Genomic DNA, 17,166 nt, shown 5'->3' with positions numbered 1-17,166 from the left:
TGATGCCCAACCCGAATGGTGATGGCTCAGATGTGCCGTGTGAGGGCACCATCTGCACCAACCCCAATCATGGGGCCGGCGACGACGGGTAGGTCGCGCGTGCCGACACCGCCGGCGCCACCCAATCCTGCAGGTAGGTACGCAATCCGGAGTCCCGGCGCGACGGTCCGCCCGGGTCGATGATGAACGACTGCAGTGTCCTCAGCATGAACTCGACCAGCTGATCGAGTTCATCGCCATCGAACCCCACCGCAGGCCAGTCGATGTCGAAACGCCGCAGGATCGACTTGCCGAATTCGATGGCGAGATCCGAAGTCACGCCCGCTGTGAACGCACTGGCCTTGCCGGGCTGCAGGACCAGGCTCAGGTAGCGGTCATGCGGGATCTGTTCAGCGGTGTAGGCGATGCCCTCCACGACGGCTTCACTCGGGTCGCTGATCGAACCCAGTTCTGCGGCCAGTCGGTCGAGAAAGCCGTCCACCGATGACACGGCGGTGGCGACCATGAGGTTCTCCAGTGTGGGGAAATAGCGGTACACCGTTTGCCGCGTCACCCCGAGGGCCTGGGCCACCTCCGACACGCTCACCGTGCCGCGCGTGTCGATCGCCTGCCGGGCCGCACCGATGATGCGGCGGACGGCCTCGTCGTCGTCGGCGGGAATGTCTCCCGACCAGCCGTGCCTGCGCATCCGTTGATGGTCGCATGATTGACGATTCGATCTTGACAATGCAGTTGATAGTCATTGTATGGTCTGAATATGACTGTCAGCCCAGTGAGCAGTACTGATGAGGAACTGACCCGCCGCGCGCTGCGGCATGCCGTCGAGGGGACGACGGATATGGCTGACCGGGTGCTGAAGGTGCCGTTGCACTACTACCGGGATCCGAAGATCACCGAGATCGAGGAGTCCCAGATCCTGCGTCGGGTCCCGCTGGCCATCGTGCCGTCGGCCCAGATCGCGGCGAAGAACGACTTCGTCGTCCGCTCGGTGCTCGGGGACTCTCTGCTGGTCACCCGGGACCGCACCGGCGCCAGCCACGTTTTCCTCAATTACTGCCGCCACCGCGGCGCTATGCCGGCCTGTGGATCGGGCAACGCGTCCCGCTTCGTCTGCCCGTATCACGCGTGGACCTACCGCAACACCGGTGAGCTGTTCATGGTTCCGGGCAAGGCCGGCTTCGACACGATGGACACCGCGGAGTACGGCCTGGTCGAGCTGCCGTCCGAGGAACGCCACGGTTTCATCTGGGCGGTCCTGTCCGCTGATGCGACCATCGACGTCGACGGTCACCTCGGTGCGCTCGGACCTGAACTGGCGCAATGGAATTACGAGTCCTACGGCTACCACACCGATCGCGAGTTCTCCTCGGAGGTGTCGTGGAAGGGTGCGCTCGAGGCGTTCGCGGAGGGTTATCACTTCCCGTTCGTCCACGGCGAGAGTCTGATTGGGCAGAACACTCTGCCGAACACCGCCATCTACGACGAGTTCGGCAAGCATCACCGCATCGGCTTCCCGTTCAACTGGATCAAGAATCTCCCCGACGATGCCAGCGCCTCGTTCGACCCGTCGGCCAACATGGGCGTCATCTACTGGGTGTATCCCAACCTCATCCTGGCGAACAGCCCGGTCGGGGTCGAGATCATCGACATGTTGCCCGAGGGCGAACCCACCCGCTGCACGGTGCGGCACAGCTGGATGGGGCGGGTCCCGGCCACGAATGACGACATGCGAGCGGCGTACGACGCAGTCTACGAGGGGGTTCATGCCGCGGTGCGCGACGAGGATTTCGCCATGCTGCCGCAATGCGGTGAAGGGGTCCGGCACGGTCAGCATGACCACATGATCATCGGCCGCAACGAGATTGCGGTTCAGCACATGATCAAGGTGTTCGCCCAGGAACTGGGTGTCGCGCTGGCCTAACTCCCGGGCTCATTTGCCCGGCAGCATCCGCCGCGCCTGCAGGGTGATGCCGGGCACCGTGTTGGCCAGATCGGGACGCTGCTTGCCGAAGGCGCGGATTGTCCGATAGAACGACCACCATTGCTGTGGCGTCGGAACTTTCGGAACCCAGGCGAGTTCCCAGTGGATGCCGTTGATGGGATCGTCGAAGAACACCGCGTAGTAGCCCGGCCAGTACTGGGGGTAGTCCTTGGGCTCATCGGTGACCGGGATATCCCGGGCGATGAGAAAGTCGCGATGAAAGCGGTCCACTTCCTTCCGGTTTCGGGCCCACAATGCGATGTGGTTGATCCCGACGGCCTGGTCGCGGTGGGTGAGCTTGTCTCCGGTCCGCGCCGGCTGGATGCCGATGTAGCTGTGCGGGTTGAGGTATCGCGTCATGTAGTAGATCGACTGGTACTCCATGTTGAGCGAGGAGAAACTGCTGTACCCTAGCCAGCCCAGCATCGAGTCGTAGAACTCGATCGATTCGTCGTAGTCCAACACCGCGAACTCGACATGACTTACTCCGCGCCACCGCATCGTGCCTCCTTGGAGTCGACTACTACCGAATGTAGTACTGCATTGGGTGTGCTGTGAAGCCCTTGTGCACGTCGCTTTCTACTGCTGGGTCGTAGCCGGTGCCGCAGAGCAACCCTGCAGTAGAAAACGGCGCGCCGGCACGCCGAGATCAGTTGTTTCTGCCAACCCCCGCGCAATTTCTGCCAGCGGAATTAACCGCGTTGACCTGCGTGTTGTGAGAGTCAGACCGGGTAGGAATCTCCCGAACCGGAGGACAGACGTCCGAACCGCGACACTCACGCCACGGCTCGAACGCCCAGAGCGAAGGGCTTCGACATGAAGAAATTTGGTTTTGCGAGCATGATCGCCACCGGCTTCGCCGCCGCCATCGTTGGCCTGGCCGCGCCGGCACAAGCCGACGTCACCCACAACCAATGGGTGCACGACATCCAGCACCAGGCCACCACCGGTGTCGTCACATCGACATTCGGCAACGGTCGCTGACACCTGACACCAGCGAGGGGCGCCCACACCGGGCGCCCCTCGCTGGTCGCCGGCGCCGGATCGCCAAAACGTAAGGTGGCGGAATGACCACCACCCACCGGCTGGCAGTGATCCCGGGCGACGGTATCGGCAAGGAAGTGGTCCCCGAGGGCCTCAAGGTGCTGGAGTCGGCAGCGGCCGCCTTCGGTTTCGCCATCGACTATGAACAGTTCGATTACGCGTGCGCGGAGTACTACACCGATACCGGCGCCATGCTGCCTGAAGGATGGTTCGACGAGCTGAGCCGCTTCGACGCGCTCTTCTTCGGCGCCGTCGGCTGGCCGGACGTTGTGCCCGACCATATTTCGCTGTGGGGCAGCCTCCTACAGTTCCGTCGACACTTCGACCAGTACGTCAACCTACGTCCGGTCAAGCTGATGCCCGGAGTGAAAAGCCCGCTGGCGGGACGGGAACCCGGCGACGTCGACTTCGTCGTCGTACGGGAGAACACCGAAGGTGAGTACTCGAGCGTCGGCGGCAAGATGTTCGAGGGCACGGACCGCGAGACGGTGATGCAGGAGACGGTGATGACCCGCGTCGGTGTCGACCGGATCCTGAAGTACGCGTTCGAGCTTGCCCAACGGCGACCCGAGAAACACCTGACCTCGGCGACGAAGAGCAACGGTATCTCGATCACGATGCCGTACTGGGACGAGCGCGTCGAGCAGATGAGTGAGCGGTTCCCCGATATCGACGTGGACAAGTTCCATATCGACATCCTCGCGGCGAATTTCGTTCTGCATCCCGACTGGTTCGATGTCGTCGTCGCGAGCAACCTCTTCGGCGACATCCTGTCTGATCTGGGGCCGGCGTGCACCGGCACCATCGGCATCGCGCCCAGTGGAAACATCAATCCGGAGCGGCGTTTTCCGAGCCTGTTCGAGCCGGTTCACGGCTCCGCCCCCGATATCGCCGGACGCGGCATCGCCAATCCGATCGGCCAAATATGGAGCGCATCGTTGATGCTCGACCACCTGGGTGAACGTGATGCCGCGGCAGCGATCATGAAAGCCGTCGAGGACGTGCTGGCGCGCGGAGGTGACATCCTGACTCCTGACATGGGCGGAGCCTCGACGACGAGCGCGTTGGGCACCGCGGTCCGGGACCAACTGCAGGCGAATACCTCTGGTTCGCAGTAGGTCTCGGGCGAAAGGCTATTTGTCAGGCCGACATCTGGCACAGAAAGTCTGGACCGCCGGCGTAGACGATCCCGGACGGGTACGGCGCGGATGCCGCCCGAGCGATGGTGGTCGCCAGCTCGCGGTCAGACATCACCTCACCGGACACCACGGTGAAATCGATTCCCCGCCGGTCGAATTCGGAACGCATGGCATAGAGCGCGGTCTCGCCGGCGCGCTTGCTTGCGGCGATCGCTGCGTAGCCCTTCGGCACGGCCTTGTTGGGGAAGAAGTGGGCCTGATGGCTGGTGACGAACACGATCTGACCGCCCACCGGCATCAGTGGCAGGGCCAGCTTGACCAACCGGCGCTGGGCATCGCGGTTCAGCCGCATCGCGTAACCCGGATCGGCACCCAGATTCAGCCCGGTCGATGCATTGAGCACCAGCACGTCCAGCCGACCGAACTCGCGACCCACCCGTTCGATCATCGCGGCGGCGGCAGCCTCGTCGGAGATGTCGGCCCCGAGCGTAGAGGCGCGACCGCCCGCGCGGTGGATGGCGTCGACAACCGAGTCGGCTCGTTTCGCCTTCTCGCGGTAGTTGACGACGACGTGGGTGTCCGGACCGGCGAGCTGTTGTGCGACATCGGCGCCGATACCCCGCGAGGCGCCGGTGACAAGTGCGATCCGGGTGGCTGCTGCAGGTTGCATGTCGGGTTCCTTCCGTCACTGCCGGGGCGGGATGACCGCCCTGCACGCCCACCGTACCTCAACTCTAAGAAAAATAAGGCCCCTTTAAGGTAACGATAAGGGGTACGCCGTGTCGCGAGTGTGTTGCTGAGCTCAGGCGCTTAACCTGGCTTTATGACTGGCCAACGCGTGTCCGGCGGGGTGGTGCACAAATTGCCGGCCGACCTGCGCGAAGCCCTGATCGGAAACTCCACGGCGCTGGCCGCCTGGCAGGACATCACGCCGCTCGCGCGCAACGAGTTCATCTGCTGGGTCGAGGACGCCAAGCAGCAGGCGACGCGCGAGCGGCGGATCCGCCGGACGCAGGAGGAGTTGGAGGAAGGGCAGCGGCGACCGTGCTGCTGGCCCGGGTGCAAGCACCGCGAGCGCACCGGCAAATAGCCGCTGCTGACTAGCGGATCGCCAGTCCGGTAATGGCGCGAGAGATCACCAGGCGCTGGATTTCGCTGGTGCCCTCGAAGATCGTGAAGATCTTGGCGTCACGGTGCATCCGCTCGACCGGGTAGTCGCGGGTGTAGCCGTTGCCGCCGAGGATCTGGATGGCCTCATCGGTCACATAGACCGCGGTCTCACTGGCCACCAGCTTGGCCATCGAGCCCTCGGCGTTGTCGAAGGCCTGGTTGTTGCGGGCCATCCAGCCGGCTCGCCAGACCAGCAACCGGGCGGCGTCGATACGGCTCTTCATGTCGGCGAGCTTGAACGCGACGGCCTGGAACTCGCCGATCTTGCGGCCGAATTGCTCGCGCTGGCAGGCGTAGTCCAGAGCGTATTCGTAGGCGGCGCGGGCCACGCCGACCGCCATCGCGCCCACGGTGGGCCGGGTGCGCTCGAAGGTCTTCATCGCCGCCTGGCCGCCGGCCGAGGCGCCGGACTTCACGCGGGCGATGCGCTCCTCGAACTTCTCCCGACCGCCCAGGATCAGATCCTCGGACAGGCGGACGTTGTCGAGCACCACCTCGGCGGTGTGGGAGGCGCGGATGCCGTGCTTCTTGAACTTCTGGCCCTGCGTGAAGCCGTGGGTGTCCGGCGGGATGATGAACGTGGCCTGTCCGCGGGAGCCGAGTTCGGGATAGATCGAGGCCACCACGATGTGGACGTTCGCGATGCCGCCGTTGGTGGCCCACGTCTTGGTGCCGTTGAGCACCCACTCGCGGGTTGCCTCGTCGAAGCGGGCGCGGGTGCGGATGGCGCCGACGTCGGATCCCGCGTCGGGCTCGGACGAGCAGAACGCACCCAGGTGCGGCTCGCCGGGTGTGCCGAACATGGCCGGCAGCCACTGGCCGATCTGTTCGGGGGTTCCGTTGCCCGCCAGGGCCGCTGCGGCCAGGCCTGTGCCCAGGATCGACAGGGCGATGCCCGCGTCACCCCAGAACAGTTCCTCGAACACGGTCAGCATGCCGAGCCCGGTGGGTTCGGCGGCCTGCTGGGCGAACAGTTCGGGGGAATACAGGCCGACCTTGGCGGCCTCCTGGATGACGGGCCACGGGGTCTCCTCGCGCTCATCCCATTCCGCGGCGGCCGGACGCACCACCTCGGCGGCGAACTGGTGCACCCAGTCACGGACCTCGATCACATCGTCGCTCAGCTGCATGGAGAACGTCACGGTTGGCTCCTGAAATATGTTGGTGGTCAGTGGTTTACGAGCGGTGTTGTTCGATCACGCTGACGGTCTGGGTGACCCAGGCCTCGAAGAAGCGATCGTTGTCGACGTTGCCCGGCGTGCGTTTGGTCAGCGCCTGCAGCGTCGCGGCATAGGACAGTGCGGAGATCGCGACGGCTGCCGTGGCCTCGGGATCGGGGATCTGGGTGCGGCCCGAGCGATTCGATGCGGCCAGTTCATCGGCGAACCGTTGATAGGCGTTGTCGGTGATGACCTGCCACGTTTTCTCGTCGAGGTCACCGAGTTCGTCGGGTTCGCGCAGCATGACCCGTAGCAGTTCCTCACTCTGGGTCAGGTTGGCCCAGATCAATTGCCCGGCGCTGCGAACCGCCTCTTCGGTGGTCTTGGGATGGCCGGCGTCGTACTGCTCCCGGGCACTCACGATGGCCTCGATGCGGTGTGAGACCGCGGACTCAAGCAGTTCGCGTTTGGAGCCGAAGTGCTTGTAGAGCGCTCCCGAGCCCGGCGCCAGGCCGGCCGCCTGCTGGATATGAGCCACGGACGTGGCGGCGTACCCCCTGGCGGCGAACAGCTTGAGCGCTGTGGCCAAGAGTCGGTCGCGTCCGGATGACATGGTGAGAGAGTACTCACTCACCATGTCATGGGACAACTGGTGGGACAAATCGCCTCCGTGGAGGTCGCTGGATAGATACGTTCACCTGGACTGATCGGTCTGACGGGGAGGCGTGACGATGGCGATGCTGACACGAAACGACAAGATTTTGTGCGGCACCTATGCAGTGATCGCAGTGGTAGCGCTGGTGGCGACCTGGTGGAACAACATCGGCTACTTCACTACGGAAAGCACGAGCCTGATCGACTTCTTCCAGAGCGGCTACGCCAACTACGGGTCGTCCTCACTCACCAACGACCTGCTGTTGTTCGGGCTGGCGGCCTTCGTGTTCATGGTCGTCGAGGCGCGCCGGATCGGCATCCCGAAGGTGTGGATCTACATCGTGCTCAGTGCGGTCATCGCGGTGAGCGTGGCATTCCCGCTGTTCCTGATCCGGCGGCAACTGGTGCTGGCTGAGGGCCGGGTGGCGGTCGACAATCCAGGATAAAGACGGGTGGACATCGTCCGAGGCAGTTCGTAGCCTGTCCAGGAGATATACCGCCGGGCCAGGATCGGTCCTTGCAGCGAAGGATCGTGACTATCCGAATGATCGGGGTGCGCCGTTTACTTCGGCGAACGGTGTGCGGTGCGGCGGCCGCGGTCCTGATTCTGACGCCGATGGCCGACGTGAATGCGGAGCCTGCGGCTGACGGGCTGGCCAAGCTGAACGAGTTGTCCCGTCAGGCGGTTCAGAGTCGTGAGGCCGTCACGGCTGCCCAACGCGACGTCGATGCCAGACTGGCCGAGGAGACAGCGGCGACGGACCGCCATCGCGCCGACATGGAGGCCCTCGAGATCGCGAACACCCAGCTTCAGCCCTTTCAGGCTGCGGTCGACGGGGTGGCGGCGATGACGTATATGAGTGGACGCACCGGTGGAGTGGCGGCGGTGCTGACCGCAGGCTCCCCGCGGCAGCTGATCGATCAGCTGTCGGTGCAGCGGGCGGTGGTCGATGGGGCGGCCGACAAGATGGAGGCCTATCGATCGGCGCGTGAGCGCGCGGCCGCCGCCGCCGGTGCGTCAGAGAAATCGGCCGCCGACGCCCACACCGCGGCCGAGCGGGCGAACGCGGTGCGCGCAGACCTCCAGGGCAAGTGGCGTGAGCTGCTGCGTCAGATCGCCGAAGCGGAGGCGCAATACGGGGCGTTGACACCGCAACAGCAGGCGGTCGTCGACAACGCGGCGGCGGTGATGCCGGGCGGCGAGGCGGATATCCCGGAGTCGCTGCCCGTCGGTGTCGCCTCCGAGGCCGGGTTGCAGCCCAACACCATCGTGGCCGCCAGGGCCGTCAGCGCACGGTTTCCCCAGATTGCCGACATCGACGGGGTGCGGCCGGACTCGAAGCCGTGGCATCCGAGTGGGCTGGCGATCGACATCATGATTCCCAATCCGGAAAGCCCCGAGGGCATCGCGCTCGGCAATGAGATTCTTGCGTTCGCGATGAGCAATGTGGCCCGGTTCGGGTTACAGGATGTGATCTGGCGTGGCACCTACTACACGCCATCGGGCCCGCAGGCCTCCGGTTACGGGCACTTCGACCACGTGCACATCACCACGACGCCTCGTCGCTAGTCGGCAAGCCCGAGCATCCGGCGCGTCATCTGGTTCAACTGCACCCGAAGGGTCTCGCCGTCGATGTCGGCGAGAAGCGGATGCATGACGGCGACGCTGATGGCACTTGAGAGCATCGCGGCGTGGAGTCGAGCCTCCACGCCGGCCTCGGTGCCGAGGAGGGTCGCGAAGAGGCGTTCGATGAATCGCTGAAACGGCTCATACTCGGCCTGCAGGCGAATGATGACGGGATCGAACATCGGAATGCTGAAGGCGCCGCGGCGGTCGATGGCTTGCTCGATCATCCGGTCCAGCAGCGCCTCACGGGCTTTTCGGGGGGAGCCTTGGGCCTCAGCTTCCTCCAGTGCTTCCTCGAGGAAGCTCATCTCCCGTTCGGTGATCGCGATGACGATCTCTTCCTTGGTCTTGAACTGCCGGTACACGGCGGCCTTCGTGACACCCATCTCGTCGGCGATCATCTGCAGCGACGTGCCGCTCACCCCGTGATTGGCGATCAGTTTCAGGGCTGCATCCATCACCCGTGTCTGAGCAGCGGTGCGCGTGATCGCGCCGAAAGTGCGGGCCTCCTGAGTGGACGTCACAGCATCAACGGTAACCGACGATTGACCGCCTAGTTGCCGATCGGCTACCGTCCAAGTTGCCGATCGGCAACCAACGCGACGCATGAAGAGAGTCCGACCATGAGACGACCTGACGGTGAGTTGATCCTCTTAGGGACGTTGCCCGTGGTGGCGATCATCTGGATCTCCGCGTTCTTCTTGTTCCCCGGGTTCGCACATCCGATGTCCCCCAACATGTCTGCCGACCAGGTCGCGAGTTTCTATCAGGACAACACCGCACGGATCCGCTACAGCATGATCCTGTTCAACTGGTTCGGCGTCGGCCTCATCCCGATCGTGATGCTGCTGGCGATGCAGGTACGCCGGATGGCCCACCGCACGCCGATCCTGTCCTACAGCTTGATTGCCGCCGCCGGAGGTCCGCCGGCACTGTTCCTCATCGCCAACATGTTCTGGCTGCTCGGCTCGTTCCGCCCGGACCGCGCTCCTGAGCTGACCCAGGTGCTCAATGACCTCGCCTGGCTCACCTTCACGCTGCTGGTGCCATACCTGATCGCACAATGCCTGCTGCTGGCGCTGGCGATCTACTGGGACCATCAGGAACGACCGGTGTTCAAGCCGTGGGTGGGGTACTTCAACCTCATCGTCGCGGCAGCGCTGGCCCCGGCTACGTTCACCGCACTGTCGTTCGACGGGCCCCTCGCCTGGGACGGGGCGTTGTCCTTCTGGCTCAAGAACATCGCCATCGCGGTCTGGATTCTGGTGATGGGAGTCGTTCTCGCCCAGACGATCAAGCAGCAACGGGCGATGGACAAGGTGCCCGCGTGAGCGGCTCACGGTTGAGCAGGCTCAGGTGGAACCTCCGCCACCATCCCAAACGTGAACTGTGGTTCGCGTGGTACGTGATGGTGTTCTTCTACCAGCTCTACGGTGTGCTGTTCTTCTTCGTCACCCGCGTACAGCCCCCACCGAGCCCGGCCTGGGACACCCCGATGGTCGTGCATTGGATGACCGACCACCGGTTCGGCGTTCTCGCCGGCTTCGGCGTCGTCTTCCTCATCACGGGGTTGTGTGCGCCGATGAACGCCCTTCTCGCGTACTCGATGCGACGGATGTCGGTCAGTCCGGTCTTCGCGTACTCGTATCTGATCATGTACTCGCTGAGCGCAATTCCGGGCATGCTCGTCATGGCCATCGCGATGACCGCTGCCGCGCTACGGCCCGACCGCGATCCCGAGATCGTCCACTGGCTCTACGAATTCGCCTTCCTGTCGTTCAGCGGCACCATGGGTGTGTTCCTGATCGGCTCCCTGGTGTGGATGGCCGCGATCCTGCTCGACAAGAACCGCGTGTTCCCGAAGTGGTTCGGCTATCTCAACCTGTGCAACGCGCTGACCGAGGTGGTCGTCGCTCCCGCGTGGATCTTCCAGCGGGGCGCCTTCGCCTGGAACGGCGCAATCGCCTGGTGGGTCAACATGGTCGTGTTCGTCACGTACACAGGAGTTTTCATCGTGCTGCTACGCAAGATGATCGAACGCGAAGACTTCGGCACCGGCCCGCTACCGGACCTTCCGGGCAAGGATGCCGCAGACCAGCACGCGCCGGCGGAGGCGGTTCGATGACCCAGCAAGTCGACCGTGACCGCACCCGGGCGGTTCCCGGGCAGCCCGACATGTGGATGTTCGTGCTGTTCGAATCGCTGCTGTTCACCGCGTACTTCTCGGTGTACCTGGTGTCACGTACCCAGAATCCGCAACTCTTCCTGCAGTCGCAGTCCCACCTCGACCTACGCATCGGGGTGGTCAATACCATTGCCCTGCTGCTGAGTTCGTGGGCCATCGCGCGGTGCGTCCAGGCCTCACGTGAGGGCAACTACCGATCCGCGTTGACGAACGCGTTCCTGACGGTCTCGTTCGGTGTCGTCTTCCTGGCCGGAAAGATCATCGAATGGGTCACCCAGATAGGCATGGGGAACACGTTCACCAGCGATGAGTTCTTTCAGCATTACTTCTTCCTGACGTCGATCCACTGCATACACGTACTCATCGGCTTCGTGGTGCTGGGTGTGGTCGTCTACCAGTTGTGGAGTCCGGAGCGGCGATCCCAGCAGCTTGTCGAAACGGGTGCCACGTACTGGCACACAGTCGATTTCCTGTGGGTCCTGATTTTCGCGTTGATCTACGTCGTGAGGTGAGTGGTGCGCACCAAATTCAACAGCAGACTGCCGATCGTCTGGGTGATCCTGACGGCGATGACGCTCGCCTACGTCTGGCTGGACGAAGCCGTCGACCAGAACGGCACCCTCAAGGCCAGCACCGTCGTCACCGTCAGCGCAATCGTCATCGCACTCATCAAGGTGCGCATCATCTTCCGAGAGTTCATGGAGGTCCGTCACGCGCCCGTACTGCTGTGCCGCCTCACCGACGGATGGGTCGTGCTCATCGGAGTCTGTCTGCTGGGCAGTTACTTTGTCGGCTCAGCGGTGGCCGGCTAGTTCCCGTACAGATGTAGCGCCCGGCCGCTGAGTGTGGCCACTTCACCGCTCAGCCCGGCTATGGGCGGGGCGCCGCGCTGATGGATCACGTTCCCGAGAACGACGACGTAGGTGTCCGATCCCGGATCCATCCAGAGCGTCACTCCCGTGAAGCCGGTATGGCCGAAGCTGCCGATGGGGAAGACCATGCCCCGCGGCCGGGACTGGTCCGTGTCGATATCCCAGCCGAAGCCACGGAGGTCTTGTCCGGCTATTGCCGGATAGTTAGGTGCGAGCAGGGGATGTGTTGTGTTGGGGGTGTTTTCGATCGCCGCTCGGGTGGCGTTGTTCGCCGCCTCGACTTGTACCTCGCTGTGTCCGGGCTGCTGCGGGGTGGTCATCAACGTCAGGGTCGATTGCTTCAGCGGGAATGCACTCGGGCGGCCGGCGCGACGGTCGAGGAGGGCCTGAGCGAACCGGCCGACGTCGTTCACCGTCGAGAACACGCCGGCACTTCCGGCGACACCACCCATCCGGCGGGCCGTCGGATCGTGCACGGTGCCGCGCAGCGGGTGGCCGAAGTCCGGATTGAGGCCCGCAGTGTCTTCGTCGAGTGCCGTGGGTGCGACGCGCGCCAGGAGATCGGTGCTCCACGTACCCGCCGGGCAGTCGTTCACTTCATCCGCGCGCGGATCGACGGCGATCGCGGTTCCCCGGACCTGGTGTGGGCCACATGCTTTGGCCACCGGGAGATAGCGGGTGTCTGCCATCCCGAGCGGCGCGAACACGTTCTTCTGAATGTAGACGTCCTCGGGTTCACCGGTGACTTTCTCGAGCAGCGCCCCGAGGATGATGAACCCGATGTCGGAGTAGTGAAAGCGTTCTCCGGGCTCGGACACGACCCACGCGCCGAGCGCCCGGTGGATGCCTTCGGCCTTGTCGGGTTTGTCCAGCCCCCACGGCCCGTCCAGACTCAGATCTCCCGCGAGGCCCGACGTGTGGGTGAGCAACATCCGCGCCGTCACCTGCGCGCGGCGTGGATCGTTGGTCGGGTTGAAGTCGGGCAGGTACGTCTGCACGGGTTCATCGAGTTGAACCTGGCCCTGTTCGTATAGCTGCAGGATGGCAACGGCGGTCGTGAGGCACTTCGACAACGAGGCCAGGTCGAAGATCGTGTCCTCGGTCATCGGCTCGGCGGGGGCGGACGCTCCGTCCGGTCCCGGTTCGCCGGCCAGTTTGCGCGACCCGAACGCTTGGCGGAAGACGATCTTGCCGGCGTGCCCGACCTGGACCACCGCACCCGGTAGTCGAGGTACCGCAATCGCGTCGTTGACGAGCTGGGCGATCGGGGTGAAGTCACCCATGGGCACGACGGCGGCTGTGCTGGGAATCGGGACCGTGGGGACCGGCGCGGTCGTTGTCGACGTGGAACTGGCCGCCGGTGGACGCGCCGGCTGCCCGCACGATGTGGCCGCGACGAGGGTGATCATGACGGTTCCGATGGCGCAGAACCGGGCGAGGCGGGTCCGTGACATTGCCACCAGATCGACGGTAGCCGGGCGGTGGACCCCGTGCGGAGTTTGGCCTTTGAAACACGCCGCGTCTGGTCCGCTTCGGATCCCGGTCTTCGCTTCCTGGCATCCCCGCGGCTCACTGTGACGAACGTGCAGGTTCTGGTAGCGGCCCGCCACCGTCCTGCTGCAAAGGCTGCACGTTCGCCACAGGGCCCAGCTTGCAACCTCAGCGGCGGAACCGATGCGCCGGGCGCGGGGCAACTCGGCGTAATGCGACGATAGAAGCCATGACCGCAACGCTTGTCGCGAAGAATGTGGCCGGCGGATTCGCCCATCGCACCCTCTTCGAGGGGGTCGACCTGACGGTCGCGCCGGGTGATGTCATCGGGGTTGTCGGGGTCAACGGCGCAGGCAAGAGCACACTGCTGCGGATCCTGGCCGGGGATCTCGAGCCGCTCGACGGCACGGTCAGCGTGGCGCCGGCAGACGCATTCGTCGGATGGCTGCCGCAGGAGCACGAGCGCGTACCAGGGGAGACCGTCGCGGCCTACATTGCCCGCCGCACGGGATGCACCGATGCCACGCAGGCCATGGACGCCGCGGCCGCGGCACTGGCAGACCCGAGCTCAGGGGAAGAGGATCCGGCCGCTGCCTACTCGGCCGCGCTGGATCACTGGCTCGCCACCGGTGCGGCCGATCTCGACGAACGGCTGCCGGCAGTGCTGGCCGATCTCGGGCTCGACACCGATGCGGTGCGACCCGACTCGACGCCGATGACCGCGTTGTCAGGCGGGCAGGCGGCACGGGTCGGGTTGGCGGCACTGCTGCTGTCGCGGTTCGATGTCGTGCTGCTCGACGAACCGACCAACGATCTGGACCTTGACGGACTCGCCCGGCTGGAGCAGTTCGTCACGGAGCTTCGTGGGGGTGTGGTGCTGGTGAGTCACGATCGGGAGTTCCTCGCCCGCAGCGTGACTCGCATCCTCGAGCTGGATCTGGCACAGAACACCACCACCGTTTTCGGCGGTGGGTACGAAAGCTATCTAGAGGAGCGTGAGGTCGGCCGCCGGCACCGGCGCGAACAGTACGAGGAATTCGCCGAGAAGAAGGCCGACCTGGTGTCCCGCGCCCGCACGCAGCGCGAGTGGTCGAGCCAGGGCACCCGCAACGCGATGCGCAAGTCACCGGACAACGACAAGATCCGCCGGCGCGCCGCCACCGAATCCAGCGAGAAGCAGGCGCAGAAGGTGCGTCAGATGGAGAGCCGGATCGCCCGCCTCGAGGAAGTCGAGGAACCCCGCAAGGAATGGTCTCTGCAGTTCACCGTCGGCGCCGCGCCACGGTCGAGCTCGGTCGTCGCCACCCTCGACAATGCCGTTGTGCAGCAGGGTGATTTCGTGTTGGGCCCAGTGTCGTTGCAGGTTGATGCCGGCGAGCGGATCGGAATCACCGGCGCCAACGGGGCCGGAAAGTCGACATTGCTGCGGCTTCTGCTGGGGCGTCGTCAGCCCGATGCGGGGCGCGCCGGTCTCGGCGCCAGCGTCGCCATCGGCGAGATTGACCAGGCCCGTAACGATTTCACCGGTACCGCGCGACTCGTCGACCGGTTCGAGCAGCGGCTGCCGGCCTGGTCGACCGCCGATGTGCGCACCCTGCTGGCGAAGTTCGGGCTGCGGGCCGATCACGTCGAACGTCCGGTTGACGAATTATCGCCGGGGGAGAGAACCCGTGCCGGCCTGGCGTTGCTGCAGGCATGCGGCACCAACGTGCTGGTTCTCGATGAGCCGACGAATCATCTGGACCTGCCTGCCATCGAGCAACTCGAGCTGGCGCTTGAGTCTTATGACGGGGCGTTGTTACTGGTGACGCATGACCGCCGCATGCTGCAGAACGTTCGCTTGGACCGCAGGTGGCTGGTCGACAACGGGCGCGTTGCTGAGTTGTAGCGCCGGCATCTGAGGGACGATCTCAAACGGACGTCGGCGTCCGCGGCTCCAGATGCTTCGCCCATCCTGATGCGCACACTGCCGTGCAGATGATGGCCAGTACGCCTACCGCGGTCAGCATGACCGGATAGCTGAACCAGTGCGCGAGTGCGGCGAGCACCGCGGGTAGGAGGAACCCGAGATAGGCCAGTGAGTAGTAGACGCCCGAGATGCCGGCAAGCTCGTCGGGCGGTGCAATGCGTTGGATCTCAAGCAGACCCGACACGATCGCAATGCCGTAGGCGCTGCCGAGCAGCATCGCGACAAGCGGCGCGACGAGCGCCGATCGGGTCACGGCGGTGGCGACTGCGGCGAAGATCCCCAGCGCCATGAGCGCCATCGACACCACCACGGCCCGGGAGCTGGACACGTCGTCGAGCCGACGTGCAATCGGTTGGATCGCCACACCACAGCCCAGCGTCAGGACGGTCAACCCCACGGTATAGAGCAGGGCCCACGACCCGAGCTGGTCGGCGACGAGTGCGGGCACCACCGCGTAGGCGATTGCCGCCGAGCCAAAGATCCACGGCGCCATGGGAACAACGACATGCAGGAACCGGCGGTGGCCCGCTGCAGGCACCTTGAGGCCGTCCAGGAAAGGTCGAGAGGTTGTGCGCTCACGGGTCTCGGCGGTCCGATTCCACACCGCCCACAGCACCGGCACGCACAGGGCAGCGTGGACCAGGTAGGTCAACACCAGCGGTAGCGGCGCGTAGACGGTGAGCAGCCCGGCGCACAGAGGTCCCACCCCGAAGCCCAACGACAGGCAGATCGAGGCGCGTCGCGCTCCGGCGCCGTCCGAAGCGTCGTCGAAGGGCGGCCTGGACAGTTCGGTGATCCAGGCCGAACCCACTGCCATCGCGATCCCGACTGCCACCCCGCTGAACAACCGGCCGACGAACAGGGCCGGGAAACCCCAGTAGTCGCCGACTGCCAGGATGAGACTGCCCAGCGCCGCACTGAGCACACCGGCGGCCATTACATTGCGCCGACCGTGACGGTCCGACAGCGTCGAGGCGATCAGCAGGCCGGGAATCAGGCCGAGCACATAGGCGCCGAGCAGGATGTCGACGTCCACCCGGGTGTAGCCGGAGTGCTGGGCATAGGCGATCAGCAGCGGGGTGAATTGGTTTCCGCCCCAACCGATGCAGAAGACGGCGATGGCCACCGCGAGCCAGGGCTGTAGGCGGCGCGGCAGCCGAACCGGTGCTTCGGCGAATTCCGTTGCGACAGCGGTCATGCCAGCACCACCCGGTAGGTCGCTTCCAGATGGGCCAGCAGTGCTGCCTCGAAACCGGAGACATCGCGACGTCCGATGGCATCGGCCAGATCCGCGTGCTCGCCGATCAGTTCGGTGAGCCGGGCTGAGTCCGAGCGGGCGGCGTCGGCCATCATGCGGCGCTGCCGGTCGCTGAGCGATCCGTAGAAGCGCCCGGCGATCGAATTCCCGGCGACCTGCACGATCCGGCGGTGAAACGCGTCGTCGGCGGCTGCGAACTGATCGGCATCCCCGATCGCGGCGCCATGGCGCTGCCGCTCCACCAACTCGGTGAGTTCACCGAACAGGGTGTCGATGGATTCCGGTGATCGGCACAGCCGGCGCACCGCCGCGGTCTCCAGCGCCAGGCGCATCTCGAGCAGGTCGGTGGCTTCTTGCGCGGACACGGGGACGACGACGGCGCCGCGCCGCGGCACCAGATCCAGGAAGTCCTCGGCAGCCAGGCGCAGAAACGCCTCGTGGACAGGTGTGCGGCTGACGCCGAGCTGCGTCGCCACCTCTACCTCGCTGAGCAGCTGCCCGCCTCGAAACTCACCGGAGAGGATCTGGTCCTTGGTCATCCGGTAGACGCGCTGGCTGTTGCTCGATTTCTCGTCCGTGACCACGGAGGACGACTATACCCCTTGCATGCAAGCTT

At 65.0% G+C, this 17,166-nt stretch carries 20 protein-coding genes; 11 read left to right on the top strand and 9 right to left on the bottom strand.

Features of this window, described 5'->3' with window-relative positions:
* Positions 1 to 67: 67 nt before the first annotated feature.
* On the bottom strand, positions 68 to 688 hold the full coding sequence (locus ACZY08_RS02540; RefSeq protein ID WP_463743037.1) for a TetR/AcrR family transcriptional regulator: 621 nt from the start codon (positions 686 to 688) through the stop codon (positions 68 to 70).
* 69 nt (positions 689 to 757) lie between these two features.
* Here ACZY08_RS02540 and ACZY08_RS02535 point away from each other — a divergent pair, with 69 nt between their 5' ends.
* Complete coding sequence (locus ACZY08_RS02535) at positions 758 to 1,921, top strand: aromatic ring-hydroxylating oxygenase subunit alpha (RefSeq protein WP_463743036.1); 1,164 nt, start codon at positions 758 to 760, stop codon at positions 1,919 to 1,921.
* Positions 1,922 to 1,930: 9 nt separating this feature from the next.
* Here the strand turns inward: ACZY08_RS02535 and ACZY08_RS02530 are convergent, their stop codons facing one another.
* On the bottom strand, positions 1,931 to 2,482 hold the full coding sequence (locus ACZY08_RS02530; protein ID WP_463743035.1) for a VOC family protein: 552 nt from the start codon (positions 2,480 to 2,482) through the stop codon (positions 1,931 to 1,933).
* Positions 2,483 to 2,797: 315 nt separating this feature from the next.
* Between ACZY08_RS02530 and ACZY08_RS02525 the strand changes: the two genes are divergently transcribed.
* Together ACZY08_RS02525 and ACZY08_RS02520 are read left to right on the top strand one after the other, a co-directional pair.
* A complete protein-coding gene (locus ACZY08_RS02525) occupies positions 2,798 to 2,965 on the top strand; it encodes a hypothetical protein (RefSeq protein ID WP_454787931.1) in 168 nt (55 codons plus the stop codon).
* A gap of 83 nt (positions 2,966 to 3,048) precedes the next feature.
* On the top strand, positions 3,049 to 4,143 hold the full coding sequence (locus ACZY08_RS02520) for a tartrate dehydrogenase (RefSeq protein ID WP_463743034.1): 1,095 nt from the start codon (positions 3,049 to 3,051) through the stop codon (positions 4,141 to 4,143).
* A 22-nt stretch (positions 4,144 to 4,165) separates the two neighbouring features.
* On the opposite strand, the gene ACZY08_RS02515 is transcribed toward ACZY08_RS02520, so the two are convergent.
* A complete protein-coding gene (locus ACZY08_RS02515; protein WP_463743033.1) occupies positions 4,166 to 4,834 on the bottom strand; it encodes an SDR family oxidoreductase in 669 nt (222 codons plus the stop codon).
* A 153-nt stretch (positions 4,835 to 4,987) separates the two neighbouring features.
* Between ACZY08_RS02515 and ACZY08_RS02510 the strand changes: the two genes are divergently transcribed.
* The gene (locus ACZY08_RS02510) at positions 4,988 to 5,254 is read left to right on the top strand and encodes a YdeI/OmpD-associated family protein (RefSeq protein ID WP_463743032.1); all 267 of its coding nucleotides are present in this window, start codon (positions 4,988 to 4,990) and stop codon (positions 5,252 to 5,254) included.
* A 10-nt stretch (positions 5,255 to 5,264) separates the two neighbouring features.
* Here the strand turns inward: ACZY08_RS02510 and ACZY08_RS02505 are convergent, their stop codons facing one another.
* Positions 5,265 to 6,476 carry an acyl-CoA dehydrogenase family protein gene (locus ACZY08_RS02505; RefSeq protein WP_463743031.1) on the bottom strand — a complete coding sequence of 404 codons (1,212 nt, stop codon included), beginning with the start codon at positions 6,474 to 6,476 and terminating at the stop codon, positions 5,265 to 5,267.
* Positions 6,477 to 6,510: 34 nt separating this feature from the next.
* Positions 6,511 to 7,107 carry a TetR/AcrR family transcriptional regulator gene (locus ACZY08_RS02500; protein WP_463743030.1) on the bottom strand — a complete coding sequence of 199 codons (597 nt, stop codon included), beginning with the start codon at positions 7,105 to 7,107 and terminating at the stop codon, positions 6,511 to 6,513.
* Positions 7,108 to 7,225: 118 nt separating this feature from the next.
* Between ACZY08_RS02500 and ACZY08_RS02495 the strand changes: the two genes are divergently transcribed.
* Together ACZY08_RS02495 and ACZY08_RS02490 are read left to right on the top strand one after the other, a co-directional pair.
* The gene (locus ACZY08_RS02495) at positions 7,226 to 7,594 is read left to right on the top strand and encodes a DUF2834 domain-containing protein (protein ID WP_463743029.1); all 369 of its coding nucleotides are present in this window, start codon (positions 7,226 to 7,228) and stop codon (positions 7,592 to 7,594) included.
* Positions 7,595 to 7,692: 98 nt separating this feature from the next.
* A complete protein-coding gene (locus ACZY08_RS02490) occupies positions 7,693 to 8,718 on the top strand; it encodes a coiled-coil domain-containing protein (protein WP_463744115.1) in 1,026 nt (341 codons plus the stop codon).
* Here the strand turns inward: ACZY08_RS02490 and ACZY08_RS02485 are convergent.
* Entirely contained in the window at positions 8,715 to 9,233 is a 519-nt protein-coding gene (locus ACZY08_RS02485) for a TetR/AcrR family transcriptional regulator (protein ID WP_463744114.1), read from the bottom strand. The two genes, ACZY08_RS02490 and ACZY08_RS02485, sit on opposite strands and share 4 nt — an antisense overlap.
* A 165-nt stretch (positions 9,234 to 9,398) precedes the next feature.
* Here ACZY08_RS02485 and ACZY08_RS02480 point away from each other — a divergent pair, with 165 nt between their 5' ends.
* Genes ACZY08_RS02480 through ACZY08_RS02465 form a run of 4 tightly spaced genes read left to right on the top strand, consistent with a single transcriptional unit; the run spans position 9,399 to position 11,772 of the window.
* A complete protein-coding gene (locus ACZY08_RS02480; protein ID WP_463743028.1) occupies positions 9,399 to 10,106 on the top strand; it encodes a hypothetical protein in 708 nt (235 codons plus the stop codon).
* The gene (locus ACZY08_RS02475) at positions 10,103 to 10,900 is read left to right on the top strand and encodes a hypothetical protein (protein WP_463743027.1); all 798 of its coding nucleotides are present in this window, start codon (positions 10,103 to 10,105) and stop codon (positions 10,898 to 10,900) included. Before ACZY08_RS02480 ends, ACZY08_RS02475 begins: the two co-directional genes overlap by 4 nt.
* Positions 10,897 to 11,472: a cytochrome c oxidase subunit 3 gene (locus ACZY08_RS02470; RefSeq protein ID WP_463743026.1), complete on the top strand. Its 576-nt coding sequence runs from the start codon at positions 10,897 to 10,899 to the stop codon at positions 11,470 to 11,472. The genes ACZY08_RS02475 and ACZY08_RS02470 overlap by 4 nt, the downstream gene beginning before the upstream one ends.
* Positions 11,473 to 11,475: 3 nt before the next feature.
* On the top strand, positions 11,476 to 11,772 hold the full coding sequence (locus tag ACZY08_RS02465) for a cytochrome C oxidase subunit IV family protein (protein ID WP_463743025.1): 297 nt from the start codon (positions 11,476 to 11,478) through the stop codon (positions 11,770 to 11,772).
* On the opposite strand, the gene ACZY08_RS02460 is transcribed toward ACZY08_RS02465, so the two are convergent.
* Positions 11,769 to 13,286 carry a serine hydrolase domain-containing protein gene (locus tag ACZY08_RS02460; protein ID WP_463744113.1) on the bottom strand — a complete coding sequence of 506 codons (1,518 nt, stop codon included), beginning with the start codon at positions 13,284 to 13,286 and terminating at the stop codon, positions 11,769 to 11,771. The two genes, ACZY08_RS02465 and ACZY08_RS02460, sit on opposite strands and share 4 nt — an antisense overlap.
* A 266-nt stretch (positions 13,287 to 13,552) precedes the next feature.
* Here ACZY08_RS02460 and abc-f point away from each other — a divergent pair, with 266 nt between their 5' ends.
* Positions 13,553 to 15,211, top strand: coding sequence for a ribosomal protection-like ABC-F family protein (gene abc-f, locus ACZY08_RS02455; RefSeq protein ID WP_463743024.1), 1,659 nt, complete (start codon positions 13,553 to 13,555; stop codon positions 15,209 to 15,211).
* A gap of 22 nt (positions 15,212 to 15,233) precedes the next feature.
* Here the strand turns inward: abc-f and ACZY08_RS02450 are convergent, their stop codons facing one another.
* Together ACZY08_RS02450 and ACZY08_RS02445 are read right to left on the bottom strand one after the other, a co-directional pair.
* A complete protein-coding gene (locus ACZY08_RS02450) occupies positions 15,234 to 16,490 on the bottom strand; it encodes an MFS transporter (RefSeq protein WP_463743023.1) in 1,257 nt (418 codons plus the stop codon).
* Positions 16,487 to 17,134, bottom strand: a complete 648-nt coding sequence (locus tag ACZY08_RS02445) for a GntR family transcriptional regulator (RefSeq protein WP_463743022.1) — start codon at positions 17,132 to 17,134, stop codon at positions 16,487 to 16,489. The genes ACZY08_RS02450 and ACZY08_RS02445 overlap by 4 nt, the downstream gene beginning before the upstream one ends.
* Positions 17,135 to 17,166: the final 32 nt, after the last annotated feature.

The sequence above is a fragment of the Mycobacterium sp. IDUB_9 genome, from assembly GCF_055419505.1.
This window is presented reverse-complemented; position numbering and strand designations above follow the sequence as displayed.